Genomic DNA, 24,966 nt, shown 5'->3' on the forward strand with positions numbered 1-24,966 from the left:
GTGACACTGGCCGCACGGCTGCTGCGCACCAAGCCGACCGAGCGCATCGTGGCCGAGGGCGGGCAGGGCGAGGGCGGCGAGCTGCGGCGCACGATGACGCTGTGGCAGCTCACGCTGTTCAGCGTCGGCGCCACGCTCGGCACCGGCATCTTCGTCATCCTCGGCCAGGCGGTGCCCAAGGCGGGGCCGGCGGTGGTGCTGTCGTTCGTGCTGGCGGCGATCACGGCGCTGTTCTCGGCCCTGTCGTACGCCGAGCTGGCCGGGACGATCCCGGTGTCCGGGTCGTCCTACTCCTACGCGTACGCGACGCTGGGCGAGCTGGTGGCCTGGGTGTGCGGCTGGTGCCTGATGCTGGAGTACGCCGTGTCCGTCGCGGCCGTGGCCGTGGGCTGGGGCGAGTACCTCAACGCGTTCCTGCGCAGCCTGTTCGGCTGGACGCTGCCCGAGGCGATCACCCGCTCCCCCGGCCAGGACGGCGGCGTCGTCAACGTCACCGCGATCCTCATCGTGCTCCTGGCCACCTGGCTGCTGCTCTACGGGGCCTCGGAGTCGGCCAGGGCCAACGCGGTGTTCGTGCTGATCAAGATCGCGGTGCTGGTGTTCTTCTGCGTGGTGGCGTTCACGGCGTTCCGGACCGGGAACTTCACCCCGTTCGCCCCCCTGGGGGTGGCCGGGATCACGGCCGCCGCCTCGCAGGTGTTCTTCTCCTACATCGGCTTCGACGCCGCCTCCACCGCCGGTGAGGAGGCCAGGAACCCCAAGCGCGACCTGCCCCTGGCCATCCTGCTGTCCCTGCTCATCGTCACCGCCGTGTACGTCCTGGTCGCCGTGGCCGCCATCGGGGCCAAGCCGTGGACCGAGTTCGACCCGGAGAGCACCGAGGCGAGCCTGTCGCAGATCGTCGACCAGGCCACCGGCGCCACCTGGCCCGGCGTGATCGTCTCCTTCGGCGCGGTGATCGCCATCGCCAGCGTCGTGCTCACCGTCATCTACGGCCAGACCCGCATCCTGTTCGCGATGTCCCGCGACGGGCTCATCCCCCGGATCTTCCAGCGGGTGAACCCGCGTCACCAGGTGCCGGTCGCCAACACGCTGATCGTGGCCCTGTTCATCTCGGTCCTGGCCGGGCTGGTGCCGCTCGGCCAGCTCGCCGAGGCCACCAGCATCGGCACGCTGTTCGCCTTCTTCATCGTCAACGTCGGCGTGCTGGTCCTGCGCCACCGCAGCCCCGAGCTGCCGCGCAGCTTCCGTACGCCGCTCTTCCCCCTCACCCCGGTGCTCGGCGCGGTCTTCTGCGTCATCGTCATGGCCGGGCTGGCGGGCGTCACGTGGGCCGCCTTCGGCCTGTGGATGCTGGTCGGCCTGATCTGCTATTTCCTGTACGGCTACGGGCATTCGCGGCTGAATGCCGAGGTGCGGTGACATGAAGTTCGAGAAGGTGCTGGCCGGGTACATCGCCGAGCCACGCGGCAGGGACGGGCTGGCGCTGGCCGTCCTGCTGACCCGGCAGACCGGGGGGAGCCTGACGGTGGCGACCGTCCAGCCGCCCGTGACCACCACGCCGGGCCCCGCCCGCGCCGACGAGGGCGCCTGGCGCTCCTACCTGCGCGAACAGGCCGAGACCGCGCTCGCGCAGGCCCGCGAGCTGGCCGGCGACCAGGTCGAGTACGTCCGCCAGACCAACAGGGGCAGCGGGCGCGGGCTGGTGGAGGTGGCCCGCAGGCGCGGCGCCGACGTCGTGGTGATCGGCTCGGCGCCCGGCGGCGGACGGTCCCGCATCACCGTCGGCAGCACCGCCGACCAGCTCCTGCACTCCTCGCCGGTGCCCGTGCTGCTGGCCCCGCGCGGCTACGGCGACGACCCGCCGGCCGCGTTCGAGCGCATCACGGTCGCCTACCGCCGCGGGCCCGGCGCCGACGCCGCCGTCAAGGGCGCGGCCAAGGCCGCGGTCACCCTAAACATCCCGCTGCGGCTGGTCACGCTGGTGGTCAGGACCGGCCGTCGCGTGCAGATCGAGGAGGACATGCTCGTCCGGCTGCGCGACCAGGCCGCCGCGGACCTGCGTGCCGCGGCCCGGGGGCAGCGGCGCAGGCTCCAGGTCGAGGTGGAGCTCCTCGAGGGCCGGAACGTGGCACAGGCGCTCGGCACGACCACCTGGCTGCCCGGGGAACTGCTCGTGTGCGCCTCCAGCGACGCCGGGCCGCTGCGGCGGGTCTTCCTGGGCGACACGTCCATCAAGATCGTCCAGGCCGCGACCTGCCCGGTCATGATTTTGACCCGCGAGACCTGACGCTCGATTTCACTCGTCAAACTATGACGAAGTAGTGTTGCCATCGGTACAAGAGGGGCGTTTGTTGCGTTCCCTCCCGGACCGGATTCGGCATCTTTTTTCCAATCAGCTTGACCTTAGGCTCCCACCCCTTTACCGTCACTGTGCGTAACCACACCGCGCGGCGTTCTGGGGTAAACCCAGGGCCACGGCTACCGATGGTGCCGAGCCTGGCACTGTACCCCCCGGTGGCTGGGGCATATGCCGCAAGGGAGCACAATCTACTGAGAGCGCTACATACGAGAGCCGGGGGGCCACACGATGCCGTCTGAGTACGCAAAGTCGCTGGGTGCAAGACTCCGCGCCATCCGCACCCAGCAGGGGCTGTCCCTGCATGGAGTCGAAGAGAAGTCGCGCGGCCGGTGGAAAGCCGTGGTCGTGGGCTCCTACGAGCGTGGCGACCGAGCCGTGACCGTGCAGAAGCTTGCCGAGCTTGCCGATTTCTACGGAGTGCCTGTCTCCGAGCTGCTGCCCGGGGGCGCCGCTCCGAGTCCGCTCGGGCCCACTCCCAAGCTTGTGATCGACCTGGAGCGCCTGGCGACACTGCCGAAGGAGAAGGCCGGAGCGCTCGCCCGTTACGCCGCCACCATTCAGAGCCAGCGTGGCGACTACAACGGCAAGGTCCTGTCGATCCGCCAGGAGGACCTGCGTTCGTTGGCTGTGATCTATGACAAGTCGCCCAGCGAGTTGACCGAGGAACTCATCAGCTGGGGCGTGCTCGACGCCGAGGCGCGCCGGGCCGTCGAGTCGTTCTAGGACCTACCGCTTCACCACTGGAGGGCTCGCCCATTCCCCTGGCGGGCCCTCCGCCGTACCGGCTGGGAATTCTTCGGCCCGATACATGGACATTACGCCCTTTTACCCCGATAACCCGCTATTGCGAACAACGGCCCGGGGAAACGACAGCGCCGGGAGCCCGCCGAAGCCGCGCCCGCTTTTGGGCATGCGTCAAGGCCACAGCCGCCCTGCCTGCCTCTTCGCGCCGTTAGACCCCGCCACCCGCGCTTCTCCGCTCGGCGGCGTCGCCCGGAGAGCCGGACGGCGGGGTCAGCCCGCCAGCGGGACGTCCACGGGAAGCTGGGCCTGGACGGGGACGCCGAGCAGCTCTTCCACCGTGGAGACGAAGGTCTCGGCCTCGGCCAGGATCTCGGCGGCGTCGGCCGCGCTGATGCCGCGGACCACGCCCGCCTCCGCGGCCGCGCGCTTGGCGGCGCTCACGGAGAAGTAGGCGGCCCACTCGGCAAGGTGGGGCTCGGCCTCGGGCAGCAACTCCCACGCGCTGCGCAGACGGCGCCTGCGGCCCTCCATGGGACGGGGACGGGCGGCCAGGATCGCCGCAGCCGCCCGAAGAGCCGCCAGGTGAGCGGCCACGTATCGGGACGCCGGGGTGCGGGCGGCGGTCGCCTCCGCCAGGCAGGAACGTGAATCGGTCAAGTGTGCCCGAACCGCAGGCGACAGCCGGGGCCCGGGTGTTTCTCTAGGCCGTGGTGCCATCTTGCGCGCCTCCTTGGAGTCGTGGGCGGCGGCCGGCGTCTCCGCCGGTGAGGTCAACACTTGCAGACGCCACCGACATTTCCGCCGAGCCGGCCGGACGAGGAGCTTCCCCTCTCCCCGTCCGGCCAGGACACGCCCACTCGTCTCCGCCGACGACGAGGACGCGCCCTTCGCCCGTGGAACCCGGCCGCGGGGATCGCTTTGGGGAAGCGAACGGCCCGCGACCAGGTCCTGGGGTGACGTTGAGCCGCGAGCCTCACCGCCACTAGGTCGAACATAATTTCGATCACGCTCGGTGTCAACCTGTTCCACGAACACAGGTTCGATGACCAAGGATCGAAGTGATCGATCCGGCTCGTGACGTCACCCTGTTCGCGCGTGATCCCTTGCGGGTGGCGTCCGGCCCTCAGAAGGCTCCCAAGAGGCCCGGGCCGCCGCACACGAAACCGCCGCCACCGGAGGCGGTGACGGCGGCGGGGCGGGCGGGGGGCGGTTCAGGAGACGGAGATGGCCCCCGACGGGCACAAGGACACCGCACGCCGCACGGCCTCCTCCTGCCCTTCCTCGGGCACCTCGCGCAGCAGCACCACCGTGCCCTCGTCCTCACTCTGGTCGAACACCTCCGGCACCGTCAGGGCGCACATGCCCGCCCCGATGCACACCGTCGTATCCGCTGTGATCTTCATCGTGACCTACCAAGTGACAGGGAGGCGGTGCACTCCATAGATGCTCATGTCCGAGCGCATCGGCACCTCCTCGGGTGATACGGCCAAGCGTAGGCCAGGCAGGCGCCGCAGCAGCGCCGGGTACGCGATGCGCATCTCGGCCCGGGCGAGCTGCTGCCCGAGGCACTGGTGGATGCCGTGGCCGAACGTCAGGTGCCCGCCGGCCGGCCGGTGGAGGTCGAGGCGGTCGGCGTCCTGGAAGCGGGAGGGGTCCCGGTTCACGGTGGGCAGGTGCAGGGCGATCGACTCCCCCGCCCTGACGAGGTGACCTTCGACCTCGACGTCCTCCAGGGCGCTGCGCACCGGGCCGAGATGGATGATCGTGAGGTAGCGCAGCAGCTCCTCCACGCCGTTCTCCACCACCGACGGGTCGTCGCGCATGGCGGCGAGCTGGCCGGGGTTGGTGAGCAGCGCGTACGTCCCCAGCCCCAGCATGTTGGCGGTCGTCTCGTGCCCGGCCAGCAGGAGCAGGAACGCGACCCCGGTCAGCTCCTCGTGGTTCAGGTCCTCGACGAGCCCGCTGAGCAGGTCGTCGGCCGGCTCCGACCGCTTGCGCCCGATCAGCTCCGACAGGTACGCCCCGATCCTGGAGAACGCGGCCAGGGCGTCGTCGGCCTTGGTCTCCAGGTTGACCAGGATCTTGGTGGCCTCCTGGAACTCCACGCGGTCCTCGTACGGCACCCCGAGCAGCTCGCAGATCACCAGCGACGGGATCGGCAGCGCGAAGGACTCCACCAGGTCGGCGGGCGGCCCGGCGGCCTGCAGGGCGTCCAGGCAGGAGTGGGTGATCTCCTCGATCCTGGGTTCGAGCGCCTTCATCCGCCGGACGGTGAACTGCCCCATGAGCAGTTTGCGGTAACGCGTGTGCTCGGGCGCGTCCATGCGCAGGAAGAACCCGGGCGGCACGTCCCGCTGGAGCTGCATCCGGGCGGGCACCACGGGGTGCAGCCGCTCCGGACGGTTGCTGAAGCGGGGGTCGGCCAGGATCGAGCGGGCGGCCGAGTAGCCGGTGACCAGCCAGCCGAGGTGGCCGTCGGCGAAGGTCAGGCGGTGCATGGCGCCCTGTTGTCGCAGGGCCGTGGCTTCCTCAGGCGGATCGAACGGCTGCTGACGGGTGATGGGAAAGGTCAGGTCGGACATGCTGGCTCCTTTCCGAGCTCCCCTCCAGAAAACCTCACTCGATGCAAAACTTCAATGCATGAAATTCGTTTACCGGTGTAGAGTTCCGTCATGGTAGGACTGCGGGAGCGCAAGAAGCAGCGCACGCGCCGGGCGCTGATCGAGGCCGCGCTCCGGCTGTTCAGTGAGAAGGGCTACGAGGAGACCACGCTGGCGGAGATCGCCGCCGCCGCCGAGGTCTCCACCCGCACCTTCTTCAGCTACTTCGCCGGCAAGGAGGACGTGCTCTTCTACGACTCCGAGCAGCAGATCGAGCGCGCGCTGGCGTACCTGGCCGCGCCGGCTCCCGGCCAGACGCCGGCCGACCTGCTGCGCGACTTCATCGAGGACACGCTGTCGACGTCGGACGACGGCCGGGAGAGCTGGTCGGAACAGTCGTCGCTGCGGCTGGAGCTCATCATGCGCGAGCCGCCGCTGCAGGCGCGGGCGCTGCACCTGCTGTTCGACAGCCAGCTCCGGCTGGCGGCGGCGCTGTCGGCGGCCTTCCCCGGCCGGCTCGACCGGGTCGAGGCGGCGGCGGCCGTGGGGTCGCTGATCGGCGCGGTGAAGCTGGCCGTGATGACCACGCTCATCGACGGCCTCCCGGTGGAGCAGGCCCGCGACGCCGCCCGCCGCGCGGCCGACGTCGCCGTCCACGGCCTCCCCCGCTGACCCCTGGCCCGGGCGTCCCGGGGTGGCGCGCGACGGCTCGCGTCTGGCAGGCTGACCGCGCGGTGCCGGGCTGCGGACGGACCGGCCGTACGGGGCGGCGACGCGAGGGGGATCGATGCGGGGACGGACGGGCACTCTCGTGCTGCTGCTGTCGGGGCCGGTCCTCGTGGCGGCATACGCGGCCGTCAACTACGCGGCCCTCCGCACGGCCTCGCAGGCGCGCGTCGGCGCCCCCCGTGGCCGGATCACGTCCGGCGGCCTCTCGTCGCTGAGCTCGGACCTCTGGTGGATCACGCGGGGCGTCGCGCTGGTGGCGGCCGTGGCGGCCGTGGGGCTCGCCGTGGTGGGCCTGCTGCTCCGCCGCGCGACCCGGCGGCGCGGCGCGCTGCTGGTGTTGTCGGGCGTCCTCATCCTGCCGTACACGCTCGGGGTCATGGCGGCCGTCTACAACCCCGCGCCGAGGCTGGCCGGGTTCTACGACGATGTCGCCTTCGAGGACGCGCTCCCGCCGTGGCAGTACGCCTCCTCCCTGCTGGTGGTGGTGGCCGCCCTGGCCCAGGCGGTGGGCATGGTCCGTGCGCACAGCGAGGCGCGGACGGCCTCAGCTCCCCCGCGGTGACGTGCCGCCGGGGCAGCGGTCGTCGACCCAGGTCGTCCAGCCCTGCCAGGCGCCGCCCGCGCCGGTCGCGGTCCACCCCTCGGGCGGCGGCCCCGCGTCGGGCGGGACGACGGCGGTGCAGACGCCGTCCGGCGGCGTACGGTCGAAGTGCTCGATCTCGGTCCAGGACACGCGGTAGGCCAGCAGGGCCCGGACGTTCCACTTCACCTGCCGGTCCACGGCCACCCGTCCGGGCCCGGTGATGACGGGCAGCCAGTCGGGCCCGGCGGCGGGCGCGGACTTCGGCGCCAGATCGGCGGCGAAGACGACGTTGGTCAACGCCAGCGCGGCCACGACCGCCGGCCAGGCCCTGCGGGCGGTCAGGAGGGCCGCTCCCGTCAGGCACGCCAGCAGGGCGAGCGTCACGGCGGAGGCGGCGACCAGGTCGAAGGAGTCCCGCACCCGGGTGAGGAAGATCACCTCCGGGAAGTCGAAGGCGATGAACGCGTACCGCTGGAGCCGGTCCCCCGCGTACCAGACGACCACGCCGCCGGTCACCGCGAGCAGCCCGGCCGCCGCGAGGGCGTGCCGCACGACGGCCCGGCGGCCGGCTCGGGCCAGCACGAGCAGCCCGGCCAGCGTCCAGGCGATCGCCACGCAGGCCAGGTAGCGGCCGTAGGCGTAGTTGCCGACCCGGTGCTCGTCGGGGAGCGCGGCCGAGGAGGCGTACGCGATGCCCAGGGTCGTGACGAGCAGGACGGCCGCGAGGAAACGCCGCGGCCCCGGCGCGGACCGCCTGGCCACGACGGCGACCGCGCCCGCGATCCCCACCCCGGCCAGCCCCCAGGTCGCGACGACCAGGTACCAGAGCTGCCCGGCCGCCCCCGCCAGCGCCCACGCCTGCCCGTCGAGCCCGGCCAGCCGTCCGGCCAGGATGCCCGACAGGTCACGCGGCCCGCCGGGGTACAGCGCCGCGGACAGCGCCCGGTTCAGCACCGTCCCGGCGACCGCGACCACCACGGCGGTCACCAGCCCGGCCACGGCCGCCCGGCGGCGCGCCGGGAGCAGCGCCGTCATGGCCAGCATGGCCAGTACGGTCACCGCCAGGACGACGGTGCCGCGCAGGTGCACCGTCATGGCGAACCCCGCGAGCCCGCCCGCCGGCACCCCCGCCCCGGCCGACCCTCTGGCCGCGAGGTCGTGCAGCGCGACCAGCCAGGCCAGGACGAGCGTGGGCAGGATCGCGTCGGCCAGCGCCAGCCCCGAGAACAGCAGCAGCGACGGCGACAGCCCGCCCGCGAACGCCGCGGCCATCGCCGCCCGACGGCCCGCCCCCAGGCGCCGCAGCAGCAGGTACGCCAGCGGGAACGCCCCCGCCGCCACCATCGACCCCACCACGACCACGAGCCGGTACGCCACCACCGGGTCACGCGTGACCCAGAACACCGGCGCCAGCAGCAGCGGATAACCGCCCTGGTAGAAGGTGAACCCGGTCAGCTCCGCGCCGGGCCCGCCGGTCAGCCACCGGGCGGCGAGCAGGTACCCGGTCTCGTCCGGGTTGGCCACGGGCCCGGTGTGCTGCCGGAACAACCACAGCCGCAGCACGACCTGCGCCACCCAGCCGATCGCCAAGGTCCACCGCAGAAGCGACCGGCCCCCGCGCCGCACGTGCGGAGCAGGGGCCGGAACACGAACTATGGACGTCGTCGCCATGGAATCCCCCTAGAAGTCGGGGGAAGTCCAGCAAGAGGCGGATAACCCGGCCGTCACCGGATCCGGTTATGCGGACGTTATGCGCGCCTGAACGCACCTCTCACGTGCACCGGAACGCCCTTGCCGAGCAGTCCGGGCAGCACCTCGGCCACGTTCATCGGCATGCGCACGCAGCCGTGCGAGGCCGGGGAGAGCGGCACCGACAGCGCGCCGTGGAAGGCGATGCCGCCGTTGAAGAAGATCGGGTTGTAGAGCTGCCCCAGGTAGGACTTGTGCCAGCCGCCGGCGCGCCAGGTCGTGCGGTAGTCGCCGGTCGGCGTCCGGGCCGAGCCGCAGAAGCGCTGCTCCTTGCCCTGCCAGGCGGTCGTCTCGCAGTACGGGACGCCGCTGCCGGAGGAGACGTGGGTGATGAGCCGTACCTGGCCGCCGACGTACAGGACCATGATCTGCTTGGTCAGGTTGACCTCTGCGCGGGTCGGCTTGCCGTTGGCCACCAGGACCTTCGGGCTTTTCGGCCGTTCCAGCGCCTCCCACGTCCTGCGGGCGATCGTGCTGGTCGGGGTGATGCCGTTGACCTTCTGGAAGGCCCAGACGGCGGCGAGGGTGGTGCCGCCGTAACTGCCGTCGGCCTTGCCGGGCAGGTAGCCCAGGGCGGTCAGCCGCCGCTGCAGCCAGGTGACGGACTCGCCCTTGGCGCCCAGTTTCAGCGTCTTGCGCGGCGCCGATACGGGCGCCGTGACGGGTGCGGTGACGGATGCCGCCGCCGGGCCCGCCTTGGCCCCCGCGGTGCCGGGGGTGCTCGCCGTACCGGTCAGGCCGGTCGGCGCGGCGGGTGTGACCGTCTGCGCGCAGCCCGTGAGTACGACGGCCCCAGCCGTCAGAAGAGCAGCCACTCCGGGCAGCCGTCGAGCCCCCACCGGTACCACCTCTTTTGTCACGAACACTCCGGATCGATGGACCCTACACCACCTACCACGAACAGGTAATAAGGCGGTCAACCTGTTTAGAGTGTCCTCATGTCTGAGAAGTTGCCGGCGAACGCCGTCGTCGTGGAGGCCGCCCTGCGCGCGGTGGGGGCCGCCGGGGAGATCGTCGTCCTGCCCGAGAAGGCGCCGACCGCGGCGACCGCGGCCGCCCAGCTCGGTTGCGAGGTGGGGGCGATCGCCAACAGCCTGATCTTCGACGCCGACGGCGCGCCGCTGCTGGTCCTGACCAGCGGCGCCCACCGGGTGGACGTCGAGCTCATCGCCCGCACGGCGGGCGTCGCCCGGGTGCGCCGGGCCACGCCCGAGTTCGTCCGGGCCGCGACCGGTCAGCCGATCGGCGGCGTGGCCCCGGTCGGCCATCCGGCCCCGGTCCGCACCCTCGTGGACAACTGGCTGAGCAAGCACGACGTGGTGTGGGCGGCCGGCGGCCACCCGCTGACGGTCTTCCCGACGACGTTCGAGGAGCTGGTGACGATCACCGGGGGCACCGCGGTCGACGTCGAGTAATGTGCGACGGGTGATCGAGTTTCGCGGGGCGGGCCCGGCCGAGTTCACCGAGCGCCTGGACACGGTGATCGACATCTACACGGCGGCGATGAACCCGCCCCCCGAGCAGATCTCCGGCCGCAAGACCATCATGCGAAATCACGGGACATATCCCCATTTCCAGTGCTATTTCGCAGAGCTGCGGGATCCGACCGGCACGGAACGCCCCCGGATCGTCGGCTTCGCCTACGGATTCCGCGGCGCGACCGGCCAGTGGTGGCACGACGTGGTGAGCAGGGCGCTGGCCGACGAGGCCGGCGAGGAGGCCGCGCACGCCTGGATGGGCCACGCGTTCGAGCTGGCCGAGATCCACGTGCACCCCGATCACCAGGGCAAGGGCATCGGCCGGGCCATGATCAGGACCCTGTGCGCCGGCCGCCCCGAACGCTCGGCCGTGTTGTCCACCCACGACCGCCCCACGGCCGCCCGCCACCTCTACGCCGGCCTGGGCTTCACCGACCTGCTGACCCGCTTCGTCTTCCCCGGCGGCCACGAGGAGTACGCCATCGTGGGCCGCCCACTCCCCCTCGACTGAACGCGTCGCACGTCACCGCGGGTAAAGCCCTGGGCTTGACGGGTTTGCCTGAGCATGCCGCCGGGCATCTTGGTGACAGAAAGTGACGGACACGTTACCTACCGGATACCACCCCTTGCCCGTCACCCGCCCGGTCCCCCTGCGGGCGGGTGACGGGCACCGCCTTGTACGGGGGGTTTGTACGGGGTCAGGCGGTGGCGGCGACCGGCGTCAGGCGCTGGAACACCTCGCGCGAGGCGCTGGACCGGTTGAACGTGATGAAGTGGATCCCGGGCGCGCCCTCGTCGAGCAGCCGCTGGCACAGCTCCGCGCCGTGCTCGATGCCCAGCGCCCGCACCGCGGCCGGGTCGTCGGCGACCGCCTCGAAGCGGGCCGCCACGTCGGACGGGAACGGCGCCCCCGACAGCTGCTCCGAACGCGCGATCGTGCTCATCTGGGTGACCGGCATGATGCACGGGATGATCGGCGTGTCACAGCCCTGGGCCGCCACCCGGTCGCGCAGCCGCAGGTAGTCGTCGGCCTGGAAGAACATCTGGGTGATCGCGTAGTCGGCGCCCGCGCGGCACTTGCGCACGAAGTAGTCGGTGTCGGACTCGACGGACGGCGATCGCGGATGCTTGTACGGGAACGCCGCCACGCCCACGCAGAACTCACCCGCCTGCCGGATGAGCCGCACCAGCTCCTCGGCGTAGAGCACGCCCTCGGGGTGGCGCACCCACTCGGCGGTCGGGTCGCCGGGCGGGTCGCCGCGCACGGCCAGGATGTTGCGCACGCCCGCGTCGGCGAAGCGGCCGACCAGGTGACGCAGCTCACGCAGCGAGTGGTTGACCGCCGTGAAGTGCGCCACAGGGGTGAGCGTGGTGTCGTGGGCCAGGCGCTCGACGATGTCGACCGTGCGGTCGCGGGTCGAGCCGCCGGCGCCGTAGGTCACCGAGACGAATGTGGGCCGCAGCGACTCCAGCTCCCTGATCGCCTTCCAGAGCTGCCGCTCGCCCTCGTCGGTCTTCGGGGGGAAGAACTCGAAGGAGAACGACCGGCCACCGGTGGCGAGCAGCTCGCGGACGGTGGGGACACGATCGGGCAGGACGGAGGGTCGACCAAGCGCCATGCACCAAGCGTACAGGCCGGTGTCCGGGTCGACCGCCCCTAGACCGGGGACCCGAACCCGAGTCCGCGCCCACTAGTCTCAAGGCATGACCACTGACGCCGCGAGCATGGACGCCCTGCGCACCCAGGTGGAGCGCGCCTTGGGGGAGTTCGTCGAACGGCAACTGCCCGCCTCGGGCGACGCCGAACTCGAACCGCTGCGCACCGCCGCGGGCGACCTGCTGGCCGGCGGCAAGCGCCTGCGTCCCGCGTTCTGCTACTGGGGCTGGCGCGGCGCGGGCGGCACCGACGTGCCGGAGATCTTCACCGCCGCCGCGTCGCTGGAGCTGTTGCAGGCCAGCGCGCTCGTGCACGACGACGTGATGGACAAGAGCGACCTGCGCAGGGGCATGCCGGCCGCCCACCGCCGCTTCCAGACCCTGCACGAGAAGGAGGGCTGGCACGGCTCGGCCGACCAGTTCGGCGAGGGCGCCGCGATCCTGCTGGGCAACCTGCTGCTGGTGTGGTCGGGCGAGATGTGGCGCACCAGCGGCCTGCCGCCGGCGTCGCTGGCCGCCGCCCAGCCCGTCCACGACCACATGCGCACCGAGCTGATGTGTGGCCAGTACCTCGACCTGCTGGAGCAGGCCCACGGCGAGAACACCTTCGAGTCGGCGCTGCGGGTGGCGCTGTTCAAGAGCGGCAAGTACTCGGTGGAGCAGCCGCTCCGGCTCGGCCTGGTGCTCGCCGCCGCCGCCCTGGAGCCGTGGATGGACGAGCTGTGCACCGGCTACGGCCGCCGCGTCGGCATCGCCTTCCAGCTCAGGGACGACATCCTCGGCGTGTTCGGCGACCCGGCCCAGACCGGCAAGCCGGCCGGCGACGACCTGCGGGAGGGCAAGCGCACGATGCTGGTGGCCCGTACCCTGGCCGCGGCCACGCCGGAGTCGGCCGCGACGGTGCGCAGGCTGCTCGGCGACCCCGCGCTCGACGAGGACGGAGTGACCGCCCTGCGCGAGATCATCACGGACACCGGCGCGCTGCGGGAGTGCGAAGACCTGATCGCCGGCTATCTCGCCGACGCCCTGACCGCGCTCGACGAGGCGCCCGTCACCGCCGAGGCGCGCACGGCGCTGACCGAGCTGGCCATCGCCGCGACGTCCCGCAAGACCTGACCCCGGCACTCTGGCCGGGCACCTGGCCTGGGGCGCCCGTCGAGGACGGGCGCCCGGTCGGTTCAGGGGCTCAGGCGCTTGGCGAACTCGGCCGCCGCCGCCCCCGGGTCCTCCGCGTCGGTGATCGCGCGTACGACCACCACGCGGCTCACGCCGTACGACATGACCTCGTCGAGGTTGGCGAGGTCGATGCCGCCGATCCCGAACCACGGCCGCGGCGATTCCGGGTCCGAGGCCGACCCCAGCGACGCGGCGTGCCGCAGCAGCGCCGGGCCGGGCGCGTGGCGGCCCGGCTTGGTCGGCGTGGGCCAGATCGGGCCGCAGCAGAAGTAGTCGACGCCCTCCTCCACGGCCGCGGCGGACGCCTCGGCGATGGAGTGGGTGGACCGGCCGATGACGATGTCGTCGCCGAGTATCTCTCGCGCGACCGTCACGGGAAGGTCGTCCTGCCCCAGGTGGAGCACGTCGGGCCGGGCGGCGTAGGCGATGTCCGCCCGGTCGTTGACGGCCAGCAGCTTGCCGTGCCGGTCGCAGGCGTCGCGGAAGACTTCCAGGAGCGCGAGTTCTTCGCGTGCCTCCAGGCCCTTCTCCCGCAGCTGGATGATGTCCACGCCGCCGGCCAGCACCGCATCGAGGAACTCTGCCAGGTCGCCGCGGTCGCGGCGGCCGTCGGTGCAGAGATAGAGGCGGGCCTCAGAAACCGAGGGCCTGGGCACGCCGCTTGACCTCCGTGTGACGGCCGGCCTTGATCGCCTCGATGGGCGACCCCGGCAGGGACTCGTCTGGGGTGAAGAGCCAGCGCAGCGACTCCACGTCGTCGTAGCCGGCGTCGAGCAACACGGTCAGTGTGCCGGGCAGGCCCTTCATCACGTCCTTCCCGTCGAGGAACACCGCGGGCACCTGCGGCCCGCCGCCGCCGCGGCGTACGCCGAGCAGCTTGTGGTCCTTGAGGAGTTGCTTGGCCCGCCCGATCGAAAGGTCGAGGCGTGAGGCCACTTCGGGGAGAGTGAGCCACTCGTCGACGAGCTGGTCGGTCTCCCGGTCGATCTGTGCAACAGAAAGCGTCACGAAACCACAACTACCACATGCCGTCCTTGCTCAAACAACACAATCCCGTAGGGGGACCTCTGGATCTACCAGGCGTTCTGTGTCGAGGCGGTGACCGCCTTCGATGATCCTACGGCCCTGCACGTAGTCCCGGGGCCGGTCGACGGCGAGCACCGCGGCGAGGGTGTCGCCCGAGGTCAGCCAGACGGCCGACCACTTGCCCTCGGGCTCGCCCCGGTAGACCAGGCGGTCGCCGGAGGGATGGTGGCCGATGTACTGGACCATGTGGCCGAACTGCTCGGACCAGAAGTAGGGCGCCGGATCGTAGACGGCCTCCTCGCCCAGCAGGGTCGCGGCGGCGACCTCAGGCGAGCCGAGCGCGGTGTCCCAGTGCTCGACGCGGAGCCGGGTGCCGTAGCGGCGCGACCACCAGGCGGCGCAGTCGCCGGCCGCGACCACACCCGGCATGGACGTGCGCAGGTGCTCGTCGGTGACGACGCCGTTGTGCAGGTCGATGTCGGAACCGGCCAGCCATTCGATGGCGGGCCGCACGCCGATGCCGGTGACGACCACGTGGGCCTGGACGAACTCGCCGCCCACCAGCCGTACGCCGCCCTCGTCCACCTCGTCGACCATGGTGTTCAGGCGCAGGTCGATGCCGTCGTACCAGTGCAGGGTGCGGGCGCCGATCTCCGGGCCCACGGCGTTGGCCAGCGGGGTGGGGCCGGCCTCGATCACGGTCACCGTGCAACCGGCCTTGCGGGCGGCGGTGGCGACCTCGGCGCCGATCCAGCCCGCGCCGATGATCGCGACGTGCGCCCCGGCCACCAGCCCGGCGCGCAGCTCGTGGGCGTCGTCGAGGGTGCGCAGGACGTGCTGGGGGCCGTCGCCGGGCACGGTGATCGGCTCGGCGCCGGTGGCGATCACCAGGCCGTCATAGCCGAGCTCGCCCTCGGTCGTCTCCAGGACGCCCTGGCGCAGGGCCTTGGCGGTGACGCCGGGCCAGAAGTCGATCTCCAGCGCGTCGAGGTCGGCCTCCAGGAAGCTGGAGTCGGCGGCGCCCGACAGGACGGCCTTGGACAGAGGCGGGCGGTCGTAGGGCCGATGGCGCTCCTGGCCGATCAGCGTGATCCGTCCGGTGAAGCCGCGCCCGCGCAGCGCCTCGGCGCTCCGCAGCCCGGCCAGGCCCGCTCCCACCACTACGACATGGTTCACGTTCATGACCATAACGGGGGCCGTGCCGGCGCGTCGCACCGAGGCCGTAGGCTGGGAGGGCAAGACGCGCGGGAGTCCGGCCGTCACCGGGCTGAGAGGAAGGCTTGAACGGGCCTTCGACCGCAAGACACCTGATCCGGATCATGCCGGCGAAGGGAGCGCGGATGAATGTGATCGTGGGCGGCGGGGTCGTCGGGTTGTCGATCGCCTGGCGGCTGGCCCGAGCGGGGTCGCCCGTCACGGTGGTCGACCCGGCCCCGGGCCGCGGGGCCTCCTACGCGGCGGCCGGGATGCTCGCCCCCGTCAGCGAGGTCGCCTACACCGAGGAGCCGCTGCTGCGGCTGGGGGCCGCGTCGCTGAACCGGTGGCCGTCCTTCGCGGCCGAGCTGGCCGCCGACGCGGGGCTGGACGACGGGTCTGCCGCAGGCTTCGCCACAGGGCTCGCCGGTGGCACCGGCTCGGGCTTCGGCGCGGGGCTCGCCAGTGGGTCCGGCGCGGGATTCGGCGGCGGGTTCGGGCGGGTGGCCGGGGAGGCGGGGTCGATGGAGGCCGCGCGCCGGGGGCTCGACCTGCGCGCCGACGGCACGCTCGACGTCGCCTTCGGGGCCGACGACCTCGCGGCGCTCGACGACCTGGCGGCGTTCATGGACAAGCTGGGGCTCCGGGTGGAGCGGCTGACCGGGCGCGAGTGCCGCCGCCTGGAGCCCATGCTGGCCCCGTCGGTGCGCGGCGGGCTGCTGGCCCCCGGTGACGCCTGGGTCGACCCGCGCCGCGTCACGGCGGCGCTGCTGGCCGCGCTCGACCGGCTGGGCGTGCCCCTGGTGCGGGCGCGGGTGACCGGGCTGCTGCGCGACGGCGACACCACGACCGGCACTGGGACCGACGCTGGGATCGGTGCTGGGACCGGCGCTGGGATCGGGGCGATGACCGGGGCCGCGGCGGGTGCCGTGATCGGTGTGCGCCTCGAACCCGACCCGGGTCAGCCTGGCGCCGCCGTGCGGGAGATCGCGGCCGATCGCGTGGTGCTGGCCGCCGGGGCGTGGAGCGGAGAACTGGCCGGCGTGCCGGTACGGCCGATCAAGGGACAGATCATGCGGTTGCGCTCGCCGCAGCCGCTGCTCGGGCGGTGCGTACGCGGGATGGTGCACGGCGCCCCCGTCTACCTCGTCCCCAGGGGCGACGGCGAGCTGGTGCTCGGGGCCACGCAGGAGGAGCTGGGGTTCGACACCCGGGTGACCGCCGGCGGGCTCTACGAGCTGCTGCGGGACGCCAGGGAGCTGGTGCCGGGCGTCACCGAGCTGGAGGTCGCCGACGTGGTCGCCGGGCTGCGGCCGGGCACCCCCGACAACCTGCCGATCATCGGGCCGGGCGCGGCTCCCGGGCTGGTGCTGGCGACCGGCCACCACCGGGGCGGGGTCCTGCTGGCCCCCCTCACGGCGGCCCTGGTCACAGCAACCCTCACGACACCTGCCGGGGCGACACCGTCCCCTGCGACCCCCACCACGGTGACGCCGCCATCAGGGGCAGCCCCCAAGGGGCCAACGGCCTCAGGAGCGGCGTCTGCAGGGGCGGCAGCGTCCCGAGGGACAGCGTCTCCAGGGGGGCCCGCGTCCTCAGGGGCGGCGTCTCCAGGGGCGGCAGCGTCCTCAGGGGTGGCGTCACGCGGGGCGGGGTCGTTGCCGGGTGCGGGGATTCTGACGGGTGAGGAGGGCGAGCTGGCCGCGCTGTGCTCGCCCGCGAGATTTCGGGATATTTCATGATTGTGACGATCAACGGCGCCGCGCACGAGGTGGCCGACGGCACCACCGTGGCCCAGGCCGTACGGACGCTGACCACCGCCACCACCGGGGTCGCGGTGGCCGTGAACGACGAGGTGGTGACGCGCAGCTCGTGGGAGACGACGGCGCTCGGCGACCGCGACCGCGTCGAGGTGCTGACGGCGGTGCAGGGTGGATGAGCTGATCATCGCCGGGGAGAAGTTCTCCTCCCGGCTCATCATGGGCACGGGCGGCGCGCCCTCCCTGGAGGTGCTCGACCAGGCGCTGGCCGCCTCGGGCACCCAGCTGACCACGGTGGCCATGCGGCGGCTCGACCCCGGCGCCCGCGGCTCGGTCCTCGACGTGCTGCGCCGCCGCGACATCAAGGTGCTGCCCAACACCGCGGGCTGCTTCACCGCGGGCGAGGCCGTCCTGACGGCCCGGCTGGCCCGCGAGGCCCTGGGGACGAACTGGGTCAAGCTAGAGGTCATCTCCGACGAGCGCACGCTGCTGCCCGACCCGATCGAGACGTTCGACGCGGCCGAGCGGCTGGTGGCCGACGGGTTCGTGGTGCTGCCGTACATCGGCGACGACCCGGCGCTGGCGCGGCGGCTGGAGCAGGCCGGCTGCGCGGCCGTGATGCCTCTGGGCGCGCCGATCGGGTCGGGCCTCGGCATCAGGAACCCGCACAACATCGAGCTCATCGTGGAGGCCGCCGCGGTGCCGGTGATCCTCGACGCGGGCATCGGCACGGCCAGCGACGCCGCCCTGGCCATGGAGCTGGGCTGCGACGCGGTGCTGCTGGCCACGGCGGTGACCCGCGCGCAGCGGCCCGAGCTCATGGCCTCGGCGATGAGGGCGGCCGTGGCGGCGGGGCGCCAGGCGCGGCAGGCGGGCAGGATCCCGCGCCGCCGCTACGCGGAGGCGTCCTCGCCGACGACCCCGTAGGGGCCCGCCGGAAGTTCGCCGCGTAGGATCCCCCTCAGATCCCTCGGAGGGCTCGGCTCGCGCCGGGTCCTCCCGCCGGTCGGGGCCGCCCTCCTGGGAACGTCTCCGCATCGGTTTCGGGCGCGCGGGCCCTGCCGGTGCCAAAACGCCCGTAAACTCAGGGGGGTGGTGGATAAGACGACTGCGGACCCCCTGGTCGGGCGGCTCCTCGATGGGCGCTACCGCATCGAGAGCCGGATCGCCCGGGGCGGTATGGCGACCGTCTACCTGGCGCTCGACGTCCGGCTGGACCGCACTGTCGCGCTGAAGGTCATGCACTCCTCGCTCGCCGAGGACCCGGCCTTCGTCCGCAGGTTCATCGGTGAGGCCAAGTCGGTCGCGAGTCTGTCCCACCCCAACGTGGTGCACGTCTTCGACCAGGGCACCGACACCGACGTCGTCTACCTGTCGATGGAGTACGTGCCGGGCCGCACGCTCCGCGACATCCTGCGCGAGCGCGGCAGGCTGCCCGCCCGCGAGGCGCTGGAGATCATGATCCCGGTGCTCGCCGCCCTGGGCGCGGCCCACCAGGCCGGGATGGTCCACCGCGACGTGAAGCCCGAGAACGTGCTGATGACCGACGACGGCCGGGTCAAGGTCGTCGACTTCGGGCTGGCCAGGGCCATCGAGGCGACCAACCAGACCCGTACCGGCGTGATGATCGGCACGATCGGCTACATGTCGCCCGAGCAGGTCACCACCGGCGGCGCCGACGTGCGCAGCGACGTCTACGCCGCGGGCATCATGCTGTTCGAGCTGGTGACCGGGCAGCAGCCCTACGACGGCGAGACGCCGATGTCGGTGGCCTACCGGCACGTCCACGACACGGTGCCTCCGCCGTCGGCGCTGGTGCCCGAGGTGCCGCCGCTGATCGACACGCTCGTCGCGCACGCCACGGCCCGCGAGCCGCACGACCGCCCCAACGACGCCACGGCGATGCTCGTCCAGGCGGTCGAGGCCCATCGCATGTTGCCCCGGCTGAGCACCCCGCCGGCCATGACGGCGGTGTTCAACCAGTCGATCCCGCCGCGTCCGAGCGGCGCGGGCGCCCCGTCGATGCCGATGGCCGCGCCCGCCCACACGCTGATCCAGCCGCGCGCCGAGATGGCGCCGCCGGTGCCGCCGGTGTCGCCGCCGCCGTCCACGCGCTCGTTCAAGCCCAACTGGTTCCTGGTCACCCTCGCCGCGGTCATGGTGGTCGCGGTGGCGCTGACCGGCTGGTACTTCTCCCAGACCAAGATGGTGCAGGTGCCCGACCTGGTCGGCCAGAACATGGTGGTCGCCGAGCGGACCGCCACGAGCAAGGGCTTCAAGATCCACAAGGTCGCGGGCGAGTACGACGAGGACACCGCCGAGGGGCTGGTGCTGCGTACCGACCCCGAGGGCAAGACCGAGCTGGAGAGCGGCGGCACGATCACGCTGGTGCCCTCGCTCGGCCCCAAGCGGGTGATCGTCCCCAGCGTCAAGGGGCTGACCAGCGACGAGGCCCGCGTCAAGATCGCCGAGGCCGGGCTCACCGTGGGCAGCGTCAAGCGCCTGCCCAGCGCCGAGGTCGAGCGGAACAAGGTGATCCGCAGCTCCCCCGAGGCGGGCGAGAAGGTCAAGGAGGGCGCGAAGGTCGGCATCTTCGTGAGCGCCGGCATGGTGATGCCCGACGTGACCGGCATGCCGAAGGACGAGGCCGCCGCCTACCTGGGCGGCCAGGGCTTCCAGGTGCAGGTCAACGAGGTCGACGACGACGCCGAGCCCTGCACGGTCATCGCCCAGGCGCCCAAGGCCAAGTCCGAGGTCGACAAGGGCACGCCCGCCATGATCACGGTGGCGCGCTGCCAGACCGACTTCTGGGACTGGTTCAAGGGCGACAACGAGGCCCGCGACGACCAGGACTTCCGCCTGGTGCCCGCGGTCATCGGCAAGAACGTCAAGGACGCCAAGTCGGAGCTGGAGTCGCTGGGCTTCCACGTCCGGGTCAGCCGGCTGGCCAACGGCGGCGTCGTCCAGTACCAGCGGCCGTTACCGAACAGCGAGCGGCCGCCCGGCGCCACCGTCTACCTCTGGCAGTAGCCCTCCTCAGGCCAGGTGGCCGTGCAGGCGGACCCTGGCCAGCCCGCCGTCGGGGTAGATGTCGACCCGGACGTGGGTGACCGGTTCGGAGTGGTCGAGGCGGAAGCGGTGGGGCAGGTCGGGCTGCAACCGGGTCTTGGGCAGCAGCCCGATCTCACGTCCGCCGGACAGCCCGGTGAGCGCCACGTGGCCGGGGGCATTGAAGATCAGGTTCGTGGTGTCGATCTCGGCCAGGCGCACCAGGCCCGGCCCGGCCAGGCGGATCAGCAGCCAGTCGTTGCCCGGCTCCCGGCGGCGCGCGGTCTCCCAGCCCTCGGCCTGATGCCGGGCCAGCCCGGGAGCGATGACGTTGTTGGGCGCGGAGTAGAACTCATCAGAACAGGCGGTGACCAGGCCGCCGTTCTGCAGCGCGGCCAGGTCGAGGCTCAGGCCGTCGTACACCGACAGGTCGGGGCGTACCTCGCCGTGCACGCGCAGGCGGGCGATGCCGCCGTCGGGATACATGTTCAGCCGTACGTGGGTGTACCGGGTGTCGTCGCCGGTGACCTCGACGTGATGCTCGGCGTCGCCCTTGAGCCCCGTCCTGGGGACGATCTCCGTCCAGTCGGCGGCGGCCAGCTCGGCCGCTGAGGGATGGCCGGGCACGGCGGCGGCCTCGACCGACGCGTGCGGCGGGTAGTTGCCCTTGAACCAGGCCGTGTCGATCACCACGCCGCGGATCGCCCCCGGCAGGCCCAGCCGCACCAGCGCCCAGTCGTGGCCGGGCGTGCGGCGGCGGCGGGTCTCCCACCCGTCGTACACCTGCCCCTTGTTGCCGAACGTCTCGGCGCGGAACCCGGGGCGGCCCGGCCTGATCAGGCTCTCCTTCTCGGCGAAGGACTCGTCGCTGGCCGCGACGACCGAACCGCCGAGGGAGCGCAGGGCCAGGTCGGGCAGGGTGGTGAAGCCGGACATCTACTGTTCTCCCAAGATGAGGCGGCCGTGCGGCTGCGTGTCCACGGGACGGCCGCGCAGCCAGGTGGTCAGGACGACGCCCTTGAGCACCCGGCCGTGGTACGGGGTGACGGGATTACGGTGGTGCAGACGGGCGGCGTCCACCGGGTTGTCGGCGCCGGGGTCGAAGGCGACCAGGTCGGCGTCGTTGCCAGGGCGGATCGCGCCCTTGCCGGGGATCGCGGCCAGCGCGGCGGGCGCCGACGACATCCAGCCGACGACGTCGGCCAGGGTGTGACCGCGCCGGGCGGCCTCCGTCCACACCGCCGGCAGACCGACCTGGAGAGAGGCGACCCCACCCCAGGCGGCGGCGAAGTCGGGCACCTTCAGCTCGGCGGGCGAGGGCGAGTGGTCGGAGACCACACAGCTCAGCACACCGCCGGCCAGGCCCTCCCACAGCAGCTCGCGGTTGGCCCGCGACCGGATGGGCGGGCAGCACTTGTAGGCCGTGCGCCCCTCGGGAACCTGCTCGGCCTCCAGCGTCAGATAGTGCGGGCAGGTCTCGGCCGTGACCGCCACCCCCTCGGCCTGGGCCCGCGCCAGCACCTCCAGGCACTCGGCGCTGGAGACGTGCAGGACGTGCACCCGTGCCCCGGTCTGCGCGGCCAGCGCGACGACCCGCGCCACCGCACTGGCCTCGGCCGCCCCCGGCCGCGACTCCAGGAACTCCCGGTACGTCGGCCCGCCCGGCTCGGCCAGCAGCTCCGGGTCCTCGGCATGCACGACGACGAGCCCGCCGAACCCGGCCACCTCCGCCAGCACCGCCCGCAGCTCCGCCGTGCCCAGCGGTGGGAACTCCTCCACACCCGACGGCGACATGAAGCACTTGAAACCCCGCACGCCACGCTCGTGCAGCGGCCGCAGCTCCTTGAGATTGCCCGGGACCGCGCCGCCCCAGAACCCGACGTCCACGTGGCACTGCCCGCGCGCGGCCCGCAACTTGACCTCCAGCGCCTCCACGCTGACGGTGGGCGGCACGGAGTTGAGCGGCATGTCCACGATCGTGGTCACCCCGCCGGCGGCGGCCGCCCTGGTCGCCGAGGCGAACCCCTCCCAGTGCGTACGGCCCGGCTCGTTGACGTGCACATGCGTGTCCACCAGGCCGGGCAGCAAGGCCAGGTCACGCAGGTCGACGTCCTCGACGGCATCGAGGGGCGCGTCGTAGTCGTACAGGGCCTCGATGCGCTCGCCCCGCACGGCCACGGCCACCGCCCGCTCCCCCTCGGGCGTGACGGCCCGGCGGGAGCGGACGACGACGTCGTAAGCGGTCATCTGCCCTCCAGATGGTCGGCCGCCACGCGAGCGGCCAGGCGTTCGAGCAGCGGGCCCGCCTCGGCCATGCAGCGGGCCGGGTCGGGCTCCAGGTCGGTCAGGGCGTAGGCGGCCTCGATGCCCGCGTCCTTGAGCTCGGTGTCGCCGAGGGTGCGCCGGCCGCAGACCGCGACGACCGGCACGCCCGCCCTGGCCGCGGCCTGGGCCACGCCGATCGGCGCCTTGCCGCGCAGGGACTGCTCGTCGAGCGACCCCTCACCGGTGATCACCAGCCGCGCGCCCTGGACGAGCGCGCCGAAGCCGAGCAGGTCGAGCAGGTATTCGATGCCGGGACGCAGCTCGGCTTGGAGGAAGGCCAGCGCCGCGAACCCGACGCCGCCCGCCGCGCCCGCCCCGGGGGCTCCGGCCACGCCCATGGCGCGCGGGGTGTCGTCGTGCTCGACCGCGCCGACCAGGCCGTGGGTCTGCGTGGCGACCGCGGCCAGCCGGGACAGCCCGGCCTCCAGCACCTTGACGTCGTCGGGGGTGGCGCCCTTCTGCGGCCCGTAGACGGCGGCGGCTCCGTGCGGGCCGAGCAGCGGGTTGTCCACGTCGCCGGCCACGACGAACTCCACCCCGGCGACGTCGGCGAACCCGGACAGGTCGATGCGGGCCAGCCCGCGCAGCGCGGCGCCGCCGTCGGGCAGCTCGGCGCCGTCGTCGTCGAGCAGGCGCGCGCCGAGCGCCCGGACCATGCCCGCTCCCCCGTCGGTGCAGGCGCTGCCGCCCAGCCCGAGGACGATTCGCCGCGCCCCCCTGCGCAGGGCGTCGGCGATCAGCTCTCCGGTGCCGTAGGAGGTGGCGGTCAGCGGGGCGAGCCCGGCGGGCAGCCGCCGCAGCCCGGACGCCTCGGCCAGCTCGACCACCGCCGTCGGCGTGCCATCCGCGGCCCGCCAGGCGTAGGCCGCGGTCACGCGTTCGCCGGTGGGCCCGGTGACCTCCGCGGTGACCCGGTCGAACCCGCAGGCCACGGCCGCCTCGACGGTGCCGTCGCCGCCGTCGGCGACCGGCAGCTCGACCGTGGGCACCCCGAGCCCGGCCGACACCCGCGCCGCGACCTCGGCGGCGGTGAGGGAGCCCTTGAACTTGTCGGGTGCCACCAGAACCTGCTTAACCACTACGAACTCCCACAAGATGCTGAACAATGGCCGGACACGCCTTCCTGCCCGGTGCGAGCGGGCAGGAAGGCGTGACTCATCATCACATCAGGCCCCTGACCGAGGGCGGCCCAGGGTGGGTGCCCTCAGCGAACAGCCTCCCTGAAGCAGCCGCGAATCTGAGCGGTCTTGACGGGTTCTGAGGTGGTTGATCCTCCAACTAGGCTCACATCCCGTAAGGAGGCGTTTCATGCGCATTTCTGAGCGGGAGCGGCGGCGTCGTCTGGGCGTGCGCCACAGCCTGGCGGCCAAGGCGGCGAGCCCGGAGGAGGCGACGGCCTCCGTGGTGGCGCTGCACGCGACCGACCCGGCGACCGTGTTCCTGTCGGCGGGCGCGCGGCTCACCGCCCCCGGCCCGGCGCCGGTCGAGCGGGCCCTGTACGAGGACCGCACGCTGGTGCGCATGCACGGGATGCGGCGCACGGTGTTCGTGGTCCCGGCCGCGCTGGTGCCCGTCGTGCACCACTCCTCCACGCTCGCGGTCGCCACGAGGGTGCGCAGGGCGCTGGTCAAGGAGCTCACCGCGGCCGGCGGCTGGGACGAGCCGTGGCTGGCTGAGGTGGAGTCGTCGGTGCTGCGCGTCCTGGCCGAGGAGGGCACGGCGACGGCGGCCCGGCTGGGGGTGCTGGAGCCGCGGCTGCGCGAGCAGTTCCGGGTGGCCGTGGGCAAGCCGTACGAGGCCGTGCACAGCGTCGGGCAGCGGCTGATCACGCTGATGGGCATGGAGGGCCGGCTCGTCCGGCAGGGCCGCCCGTCCGGCTCCTGGACGAGCACGCAGCACCTGTGGGCCGTCGCCCTGCCCATGGACGACCTGGCCGTCCCGCAGGCCCAGGCGGAGCTGGTACGCCGCTGGCTGGCCGCGTTCGGCCCCGGCACGGAGGCCGACGTCAAGTGGTGGACCGGCTGGACGCTGCGCGAGGTGCGCGCCGCGCTGGCCGCCGTCGGCGCGGTCGAGGTCGAGCTGGACGAGGGCCCGGGGTACGTCCTGCCCGGCGACCTGGACGAGACGCCCGAGCCCGAGCCGTGGGCGGCGCTGCTGCCCGCCCTCGACCCGACGCCGATGGGCTGGCAGGGCCGCGACTGGTACCTGCCGAAGGAGCACCGGGCCGAGCTGTTCGACCGCAGCGGCAACGTCGGCCCGACCGTGTGGTGGGACGGCCGGGTCGTCGGCGGCTGGGGGCAGCGTCCCGGCGGCGAGATCGTGTGGCGGGCGCTCACCGACGTGGGCTCCGACGCCGTGACCGCCGTGGAGGCCGAGATCGCCGGTCTGGCCTCCTGGCTCGGCGGCGCACGGATCACCCCTCGCTTCCGCACGCCCCTGGAGCGCGCCCTGTCGGAGTAGGCCGCCGCCGCCGTCGCGGCGCTGTCGGAGTAGGCCGCCGCCGCCGAGGCGCGGCGCTGTCGGAGCGCCCTCCGGA

General features: G+C 72.8%; 25 protein-coding genes and 1 riboswitch. Of the genes, 13 read left to right on the top strand and 12 right to left on the bottom strand.

Annotated features, from left to right (window positions below):
• The 3 genes from ACWCSU_RS11905 (at window position 1) to bldD (ending at window position 3,085) form a co-directional block, all read left to right on the top strand.
• Window positions 1-1,422, top strand: coding sequence for an amino acid permease (locus ACWCSU_RS11905; RefSeq protein ID WP_449934948.1), 1,422 nt, complete (start codon window positions 1-3; stop codon window positions 1,420-1,422).
• A gap of 1 nt (window position 1,423) precedes the next feature.
• Window positions 1,424-2,290, top strand: coding sequence for a universal stress protein (locus ACWCSU_RS11910; protein WP_449934949.1), 867 nt, complete (start codon window positions 1,424-1,426; stop codon window positions 2,288-2,290).
• Between the two features lie 300 nt (window positions 2,291-2,590).
• Entirely contained in the window at window positions 2,591-3,085 is a 495-nt protein-coding gene (gene bldD / locus ACWCSU_RS11915; RefSeq protein WP_026214021.1) for a transcriptional regulator BldD, read from the top strand.
• A 291-nt stretch (window positions 3,086-3,376) separates the two neighbouring features.
• On the opposite strand, the gene ACWCSU_RS11920 is transcribed toward bldD, so the two are convergent.
• From ACWCSU_RS11920 to ACWCSU_RS11930, 3 genes are all read right to left on the bottom strand, one after another.
• Window positions 3,377-3,763 carry an SAV_6107 family HEPN domain-containing protein gene (locus ACWCSU_RS11920; protein WP_357705326.1) on the bottom strand — a complete coding sequence of 129 codons (387 nt, stop codon included), beginning with the start codon at window positions 3,761-3,763 and terminating at the stop codon, window positions 3,377-3,379.
• 554 nt (window positions 3,764-4,317) lie between these two features.
• Entirely contained in the window at window positions 4,318-4,509 is a 192-nt protein-coding gene (locus ACWCSU_RS11925) for a ferredoxin (RefSeq protein WP_357705325.1), read from the bottom strand.
• 6 nt (window positions 4,510-4,515) lie between these two features.
• Window positions 4,516-5,688, bottom strand: a complete 1,173-nt coding sequence (locus ACWCSU_RS11930; RefSeq protein WP_449934950.1) for a cytochrome P450 — start codon at window positions 5,686-5,688, stop codon at window positions 4,516-4,518.
• Between the two features lie 90 nt (window positions 5,689-5,778).
• On the opposite strand from ACWCSU_RS11930, the gene ACWCSU_RS11935 reads away from it, so the two are divergent.
• The gene (locus tag ACWCSU_RS11935) at window positions 5,779-6,378 is read left to right on the top strand and encodes a TetR/AcrR family transcriptional regulator (protein WP_357705323.1); all 600 of its coding nucleotides are present in this window, start codon (window positions 5,779-5,781) and stop codon (window positions 6,376-6,378) included.
• A 115-nt stretch (window positions 6,379-6,493) separates the two neighbouring features.
• Entirely contained in the window at window positions 6,494-6,997 is a 504-nt protein-coding gene (locus tag ACWCSU_RS11940; RefSeq protein WP_449934951.1) for a hypothetical protein, read from the top strand.
• On the opposite strand, the gene ACWCSU_RS11945 is transcribed toward ACWCSU_RS11940, so the two are convergent.
• Together ACWCSU_RS11945 and ACWCSU_RS11950 are read right to left on the bottom strand one after the other, a co-directional pair.
• Complete coding sequence (locus ACWCSU_RS11945) at window positions 6,980-8,608, bottom strand: hypothetical protein (protein WP_449934952.1); 1,629 nt, start codon at window positions 8,606-8,608, stop codon at window positions 6,980-6,982. The two genes, ACWCSU_RS11940 and ACWCSU_RS11945, sit on opposite strands and share 18 nt — an antisense overlap.
• Before the next feature lie 158 nt (window positions 8,609-8,766).
• Window positions 8,767-9,606: a L,D-transpeptidase family protein gene (locus ACWCSU_RS11950; RefSeq protein WP_357705320.1), complete on the bottom strand. Its 840-nt coding sequence runs from the start codon at window positions 9,604-9,606 to the stop codon at window positions 8,767-8,769.
• A gap of 99 nt (window positions 9,607-9,705) precedes the next feature.
• Here ACWCSU_RS11950 and ACWCSU_RS11955 point away from each other — a divergent pair, with 99 nt between their 5' ends.
• Window positions 9,706-10,182 carry a YbaK/EbsC family protein gene (locus tag ACWCSU_RS11955; RefSeq protein WP_357705319.1) on the top strand — a complete coding sequence of 159 codons (477 nt, stop codon included), beginning with the start codon at window positions 9,706-9,708 and terminating at the stop codon, window positions 10,180-10,182.
• Window positions 10,183-10,192: 10 nt separating this feature from the next.
• Window positions 10,193-10,756: a GNAT family N-acetyltransferase gene (locus ACWCSU_RS11960; protein WP_357705318.1), complete on the top strand. Its 564-nt coding sequence runs from the start codon at window positions 10,193-10,195 to the stop codon at window positions 10,754-10,756.
• 187 nt (window positions 10,757-10,943) lie between these two features.
• Here ACWCSU_RS11960 and metF read toward each other — a convergent pair whose 3' ends face one another.
• The gene (gene metF / locus ACWCSU_RS11965) at window positions 10,944-11,864 is read right to left on the bottom strand and encodes a methylenetetrahydrofolate reductase [NAD(P)H] (RefSeq protein WP_357705317.1); all 921 of its coding nucleotides are present in this window, start codon (window positions 11,862-11,864) and stop codon (window positions 10,944-10,946) included.
• Between the two features lie 85 nt (window positions 11,865-11,949).
• Between metF and ACWCSU_RS11970 the strand changes: the two genes are divergently transcribed.
• Window positions 11,950-13,017, top strand: coding sequence for a polyprenyl synthetase family protein (locus ACWCSU_RS11970; RefSeq protein WP_357705316.1), 1,068 nt, complete (start codon window positions 11,950-11,952; stop codon window positions 13,015-13,017).
• A 62-nt stretch (window positions 13,018-13,079) separates the two neighbouring features.
• On the opposite strand, the gene thiE is transcribed toward ACWCSU_RS11970, so the two are convergent.
• From thiE to ACWCSU_RS11985, 3 genes are read right to left on the bottom strand one after another with little or no spacing between them, the layout of a single operon-like run.
• The gene (thiE, locus tag ACWCSU_RS11975; RefSeq protein WP_357705315.1) at window positions 13,080-13,733 is read right to left on the bottom strand and encodes a thiamine phosphate synthase; all 654 of its coding nucleotides are present in this window, start codon (window positions 13,731-13,733) and stop codon (window positions 13,080-13,082) included.
• Window positions 13,711-14,085 (bottom strand): Rv2175c family DNA-binding protein, encoded by a 375-nt coding sequence (locus ACWCSU_RS11980; protein ID WP_357705314.1) that lies wholly within the window; start codon window positions 14,083-14,085, stop codon window positions 13,711-13,713. Before ACWCSU_RS11980 ends, thiE begins: the two co-directional genes overlap by 23 nt.
• Window positions 14,086-14,115: 30 nt before the next feature.
• Window positions 14,116-15,285 carry an NAD(P)/FAD-dependent oxidoreductase gene (locus tag ACWCSU_RS11985; RefSeq protein WP_357705313.1) on the bottom strand — a complete coding sequence of 390 codons (1,170 nt, stop codon included), beginning with the start codon at window positions 15,283-15,285 and terminating at the stop codon, window positions 14,116-14,118.
• Between the two features lie 52 nt (window positions 15,286-15,337).
• Window positions 15,338-15,454: riboswitch (TPP riboswitch) on the top strand.
• On the opposite strand from ACWCSU_RS11985, the gene ACWCSU_RS11990 reads away from it, so the two are divergent.
• The 4 genes from ACWCSU_RS11990 to pknB all read left to right on the top strand — a co-directional run bounded on the left by ACWCSU_RS11990 (window position 15,444) and on the right by pknB (window position 20,087).
• Window positions 15,444-17,039, top strand: coding sequence for an FAD-dependent oxidoreductase (locus ACWCSU_RS11990; RefSeq protein WP_449934953.1), 1,596 nt, complete (start codon window positions 15,444-15,446; stop codon window positions 17,037-17,039). It overlaps the preceding riboswitch by 11 nt.
• Window positions 17,036-17,236: a sulfur carrier protein ThiS gene (gene thiS / locus ACWCSU_RS11995; RefSeq protein ID WP_352331034.1), complete on the top strand. Its 201-nt coding sequence runs from the start codon at window positions 17,036-17,038 to the stop codon at window positions 17,234-17,236. Before ACWCSU_RS11990 ends, thiS begins: the two co-directional genes overlap by 4 nt.
• Window positions 17,229-17,984, top strand: coding sequence for a thiazole synthase (locus tag ACWCSU_RS12000; RefSeq protein WP_357705311.1), 756 nt, complete (start codon window positions 17,229-17,231; stop codon window positions 17,982-17,984). Before thiS ends, ACWCSU_RS12000 begins: the two co-directional genes overlap by 8 nt.
• Before the next feature lie 168 nt (window positions 17,985-18,152).
• Window positions 18,153-20,087, top strand: coding sequence for a Stk1 family PASTA domain-containing Ser/Thr kinase (gene pknB, locus ACWCSU_RS12005; RefSeq protein WP_449934954.1), 1,935 nt, complete (start codon window positions 18,153-18,155; stop codon window positions 20,085-20,087).
• 6 nt (window positions 20,088-20,093) lie between these two features.
• Here pknB and alc read toward each other — a convergent pair whose 3' ends face one another.
• The 3 genes from alc to ACWCSU_RS12020 are packed head-to-tail and all read right to left on the bottom strand — an operon-like array spanning window position 20,094 to window position 23,491.
• Entirely contained in the window at window positions 20,094-21,041 is a 948-nt protein-coding gene (gene alc / locus ACWCSU_RS12010; RefSeq protein WP_449934955.1) for an allantoicase, read from the bottom strand.
• Window positions 21,042-22,352, bottom strand: coding sequence for an allantoinase AllB (gene allB / locus ACWCSU_RS12015; RefSeq protein ID WP_449934956.1), 1,311 nt, complete (start codon window positions 22,350-22,352; stop codon window positions 21,042-21,044).
• Window positions 22,349-23,491 (bottom strand): glycerate kinase, encoded by a 1,143-nt coding sequence (locus ACWCSU_RS12020; RefSeq protein WP_449934957.1) that lies wholly within the window; start codon window positions 23,489-23,491, stop codon window positions 22,349-22,351. The genes allB and ACWCSU_RS12020 overlap by 4 nt, the downstream gene beginning before the upstream one ends.
• Before the next feature lie 247 nt (window positions 23,492-23,738).
• On the opposite strand from ACWCSU_RS12020, the gene ACWCSU_RS12025 reads away from it, so the two are divergent.
• Window positions 23,739-24,890, top strand: coding sequence for a winged helix DNA-binding domain-containing protein (locus tag ACWCSU_RS12025; protein ID WP_449934958.1), 1,152 nt, complete (start codon window positions 23,739-23,741; stop codon window positions 24,888-24,890).
• Window positions 24,891-24,966: the final 76 nt, after the last annotated feature.

The sequence above is a fragment of the Nonomuraea sp. NPDC001699 genome (assembly GCF_053596455.1).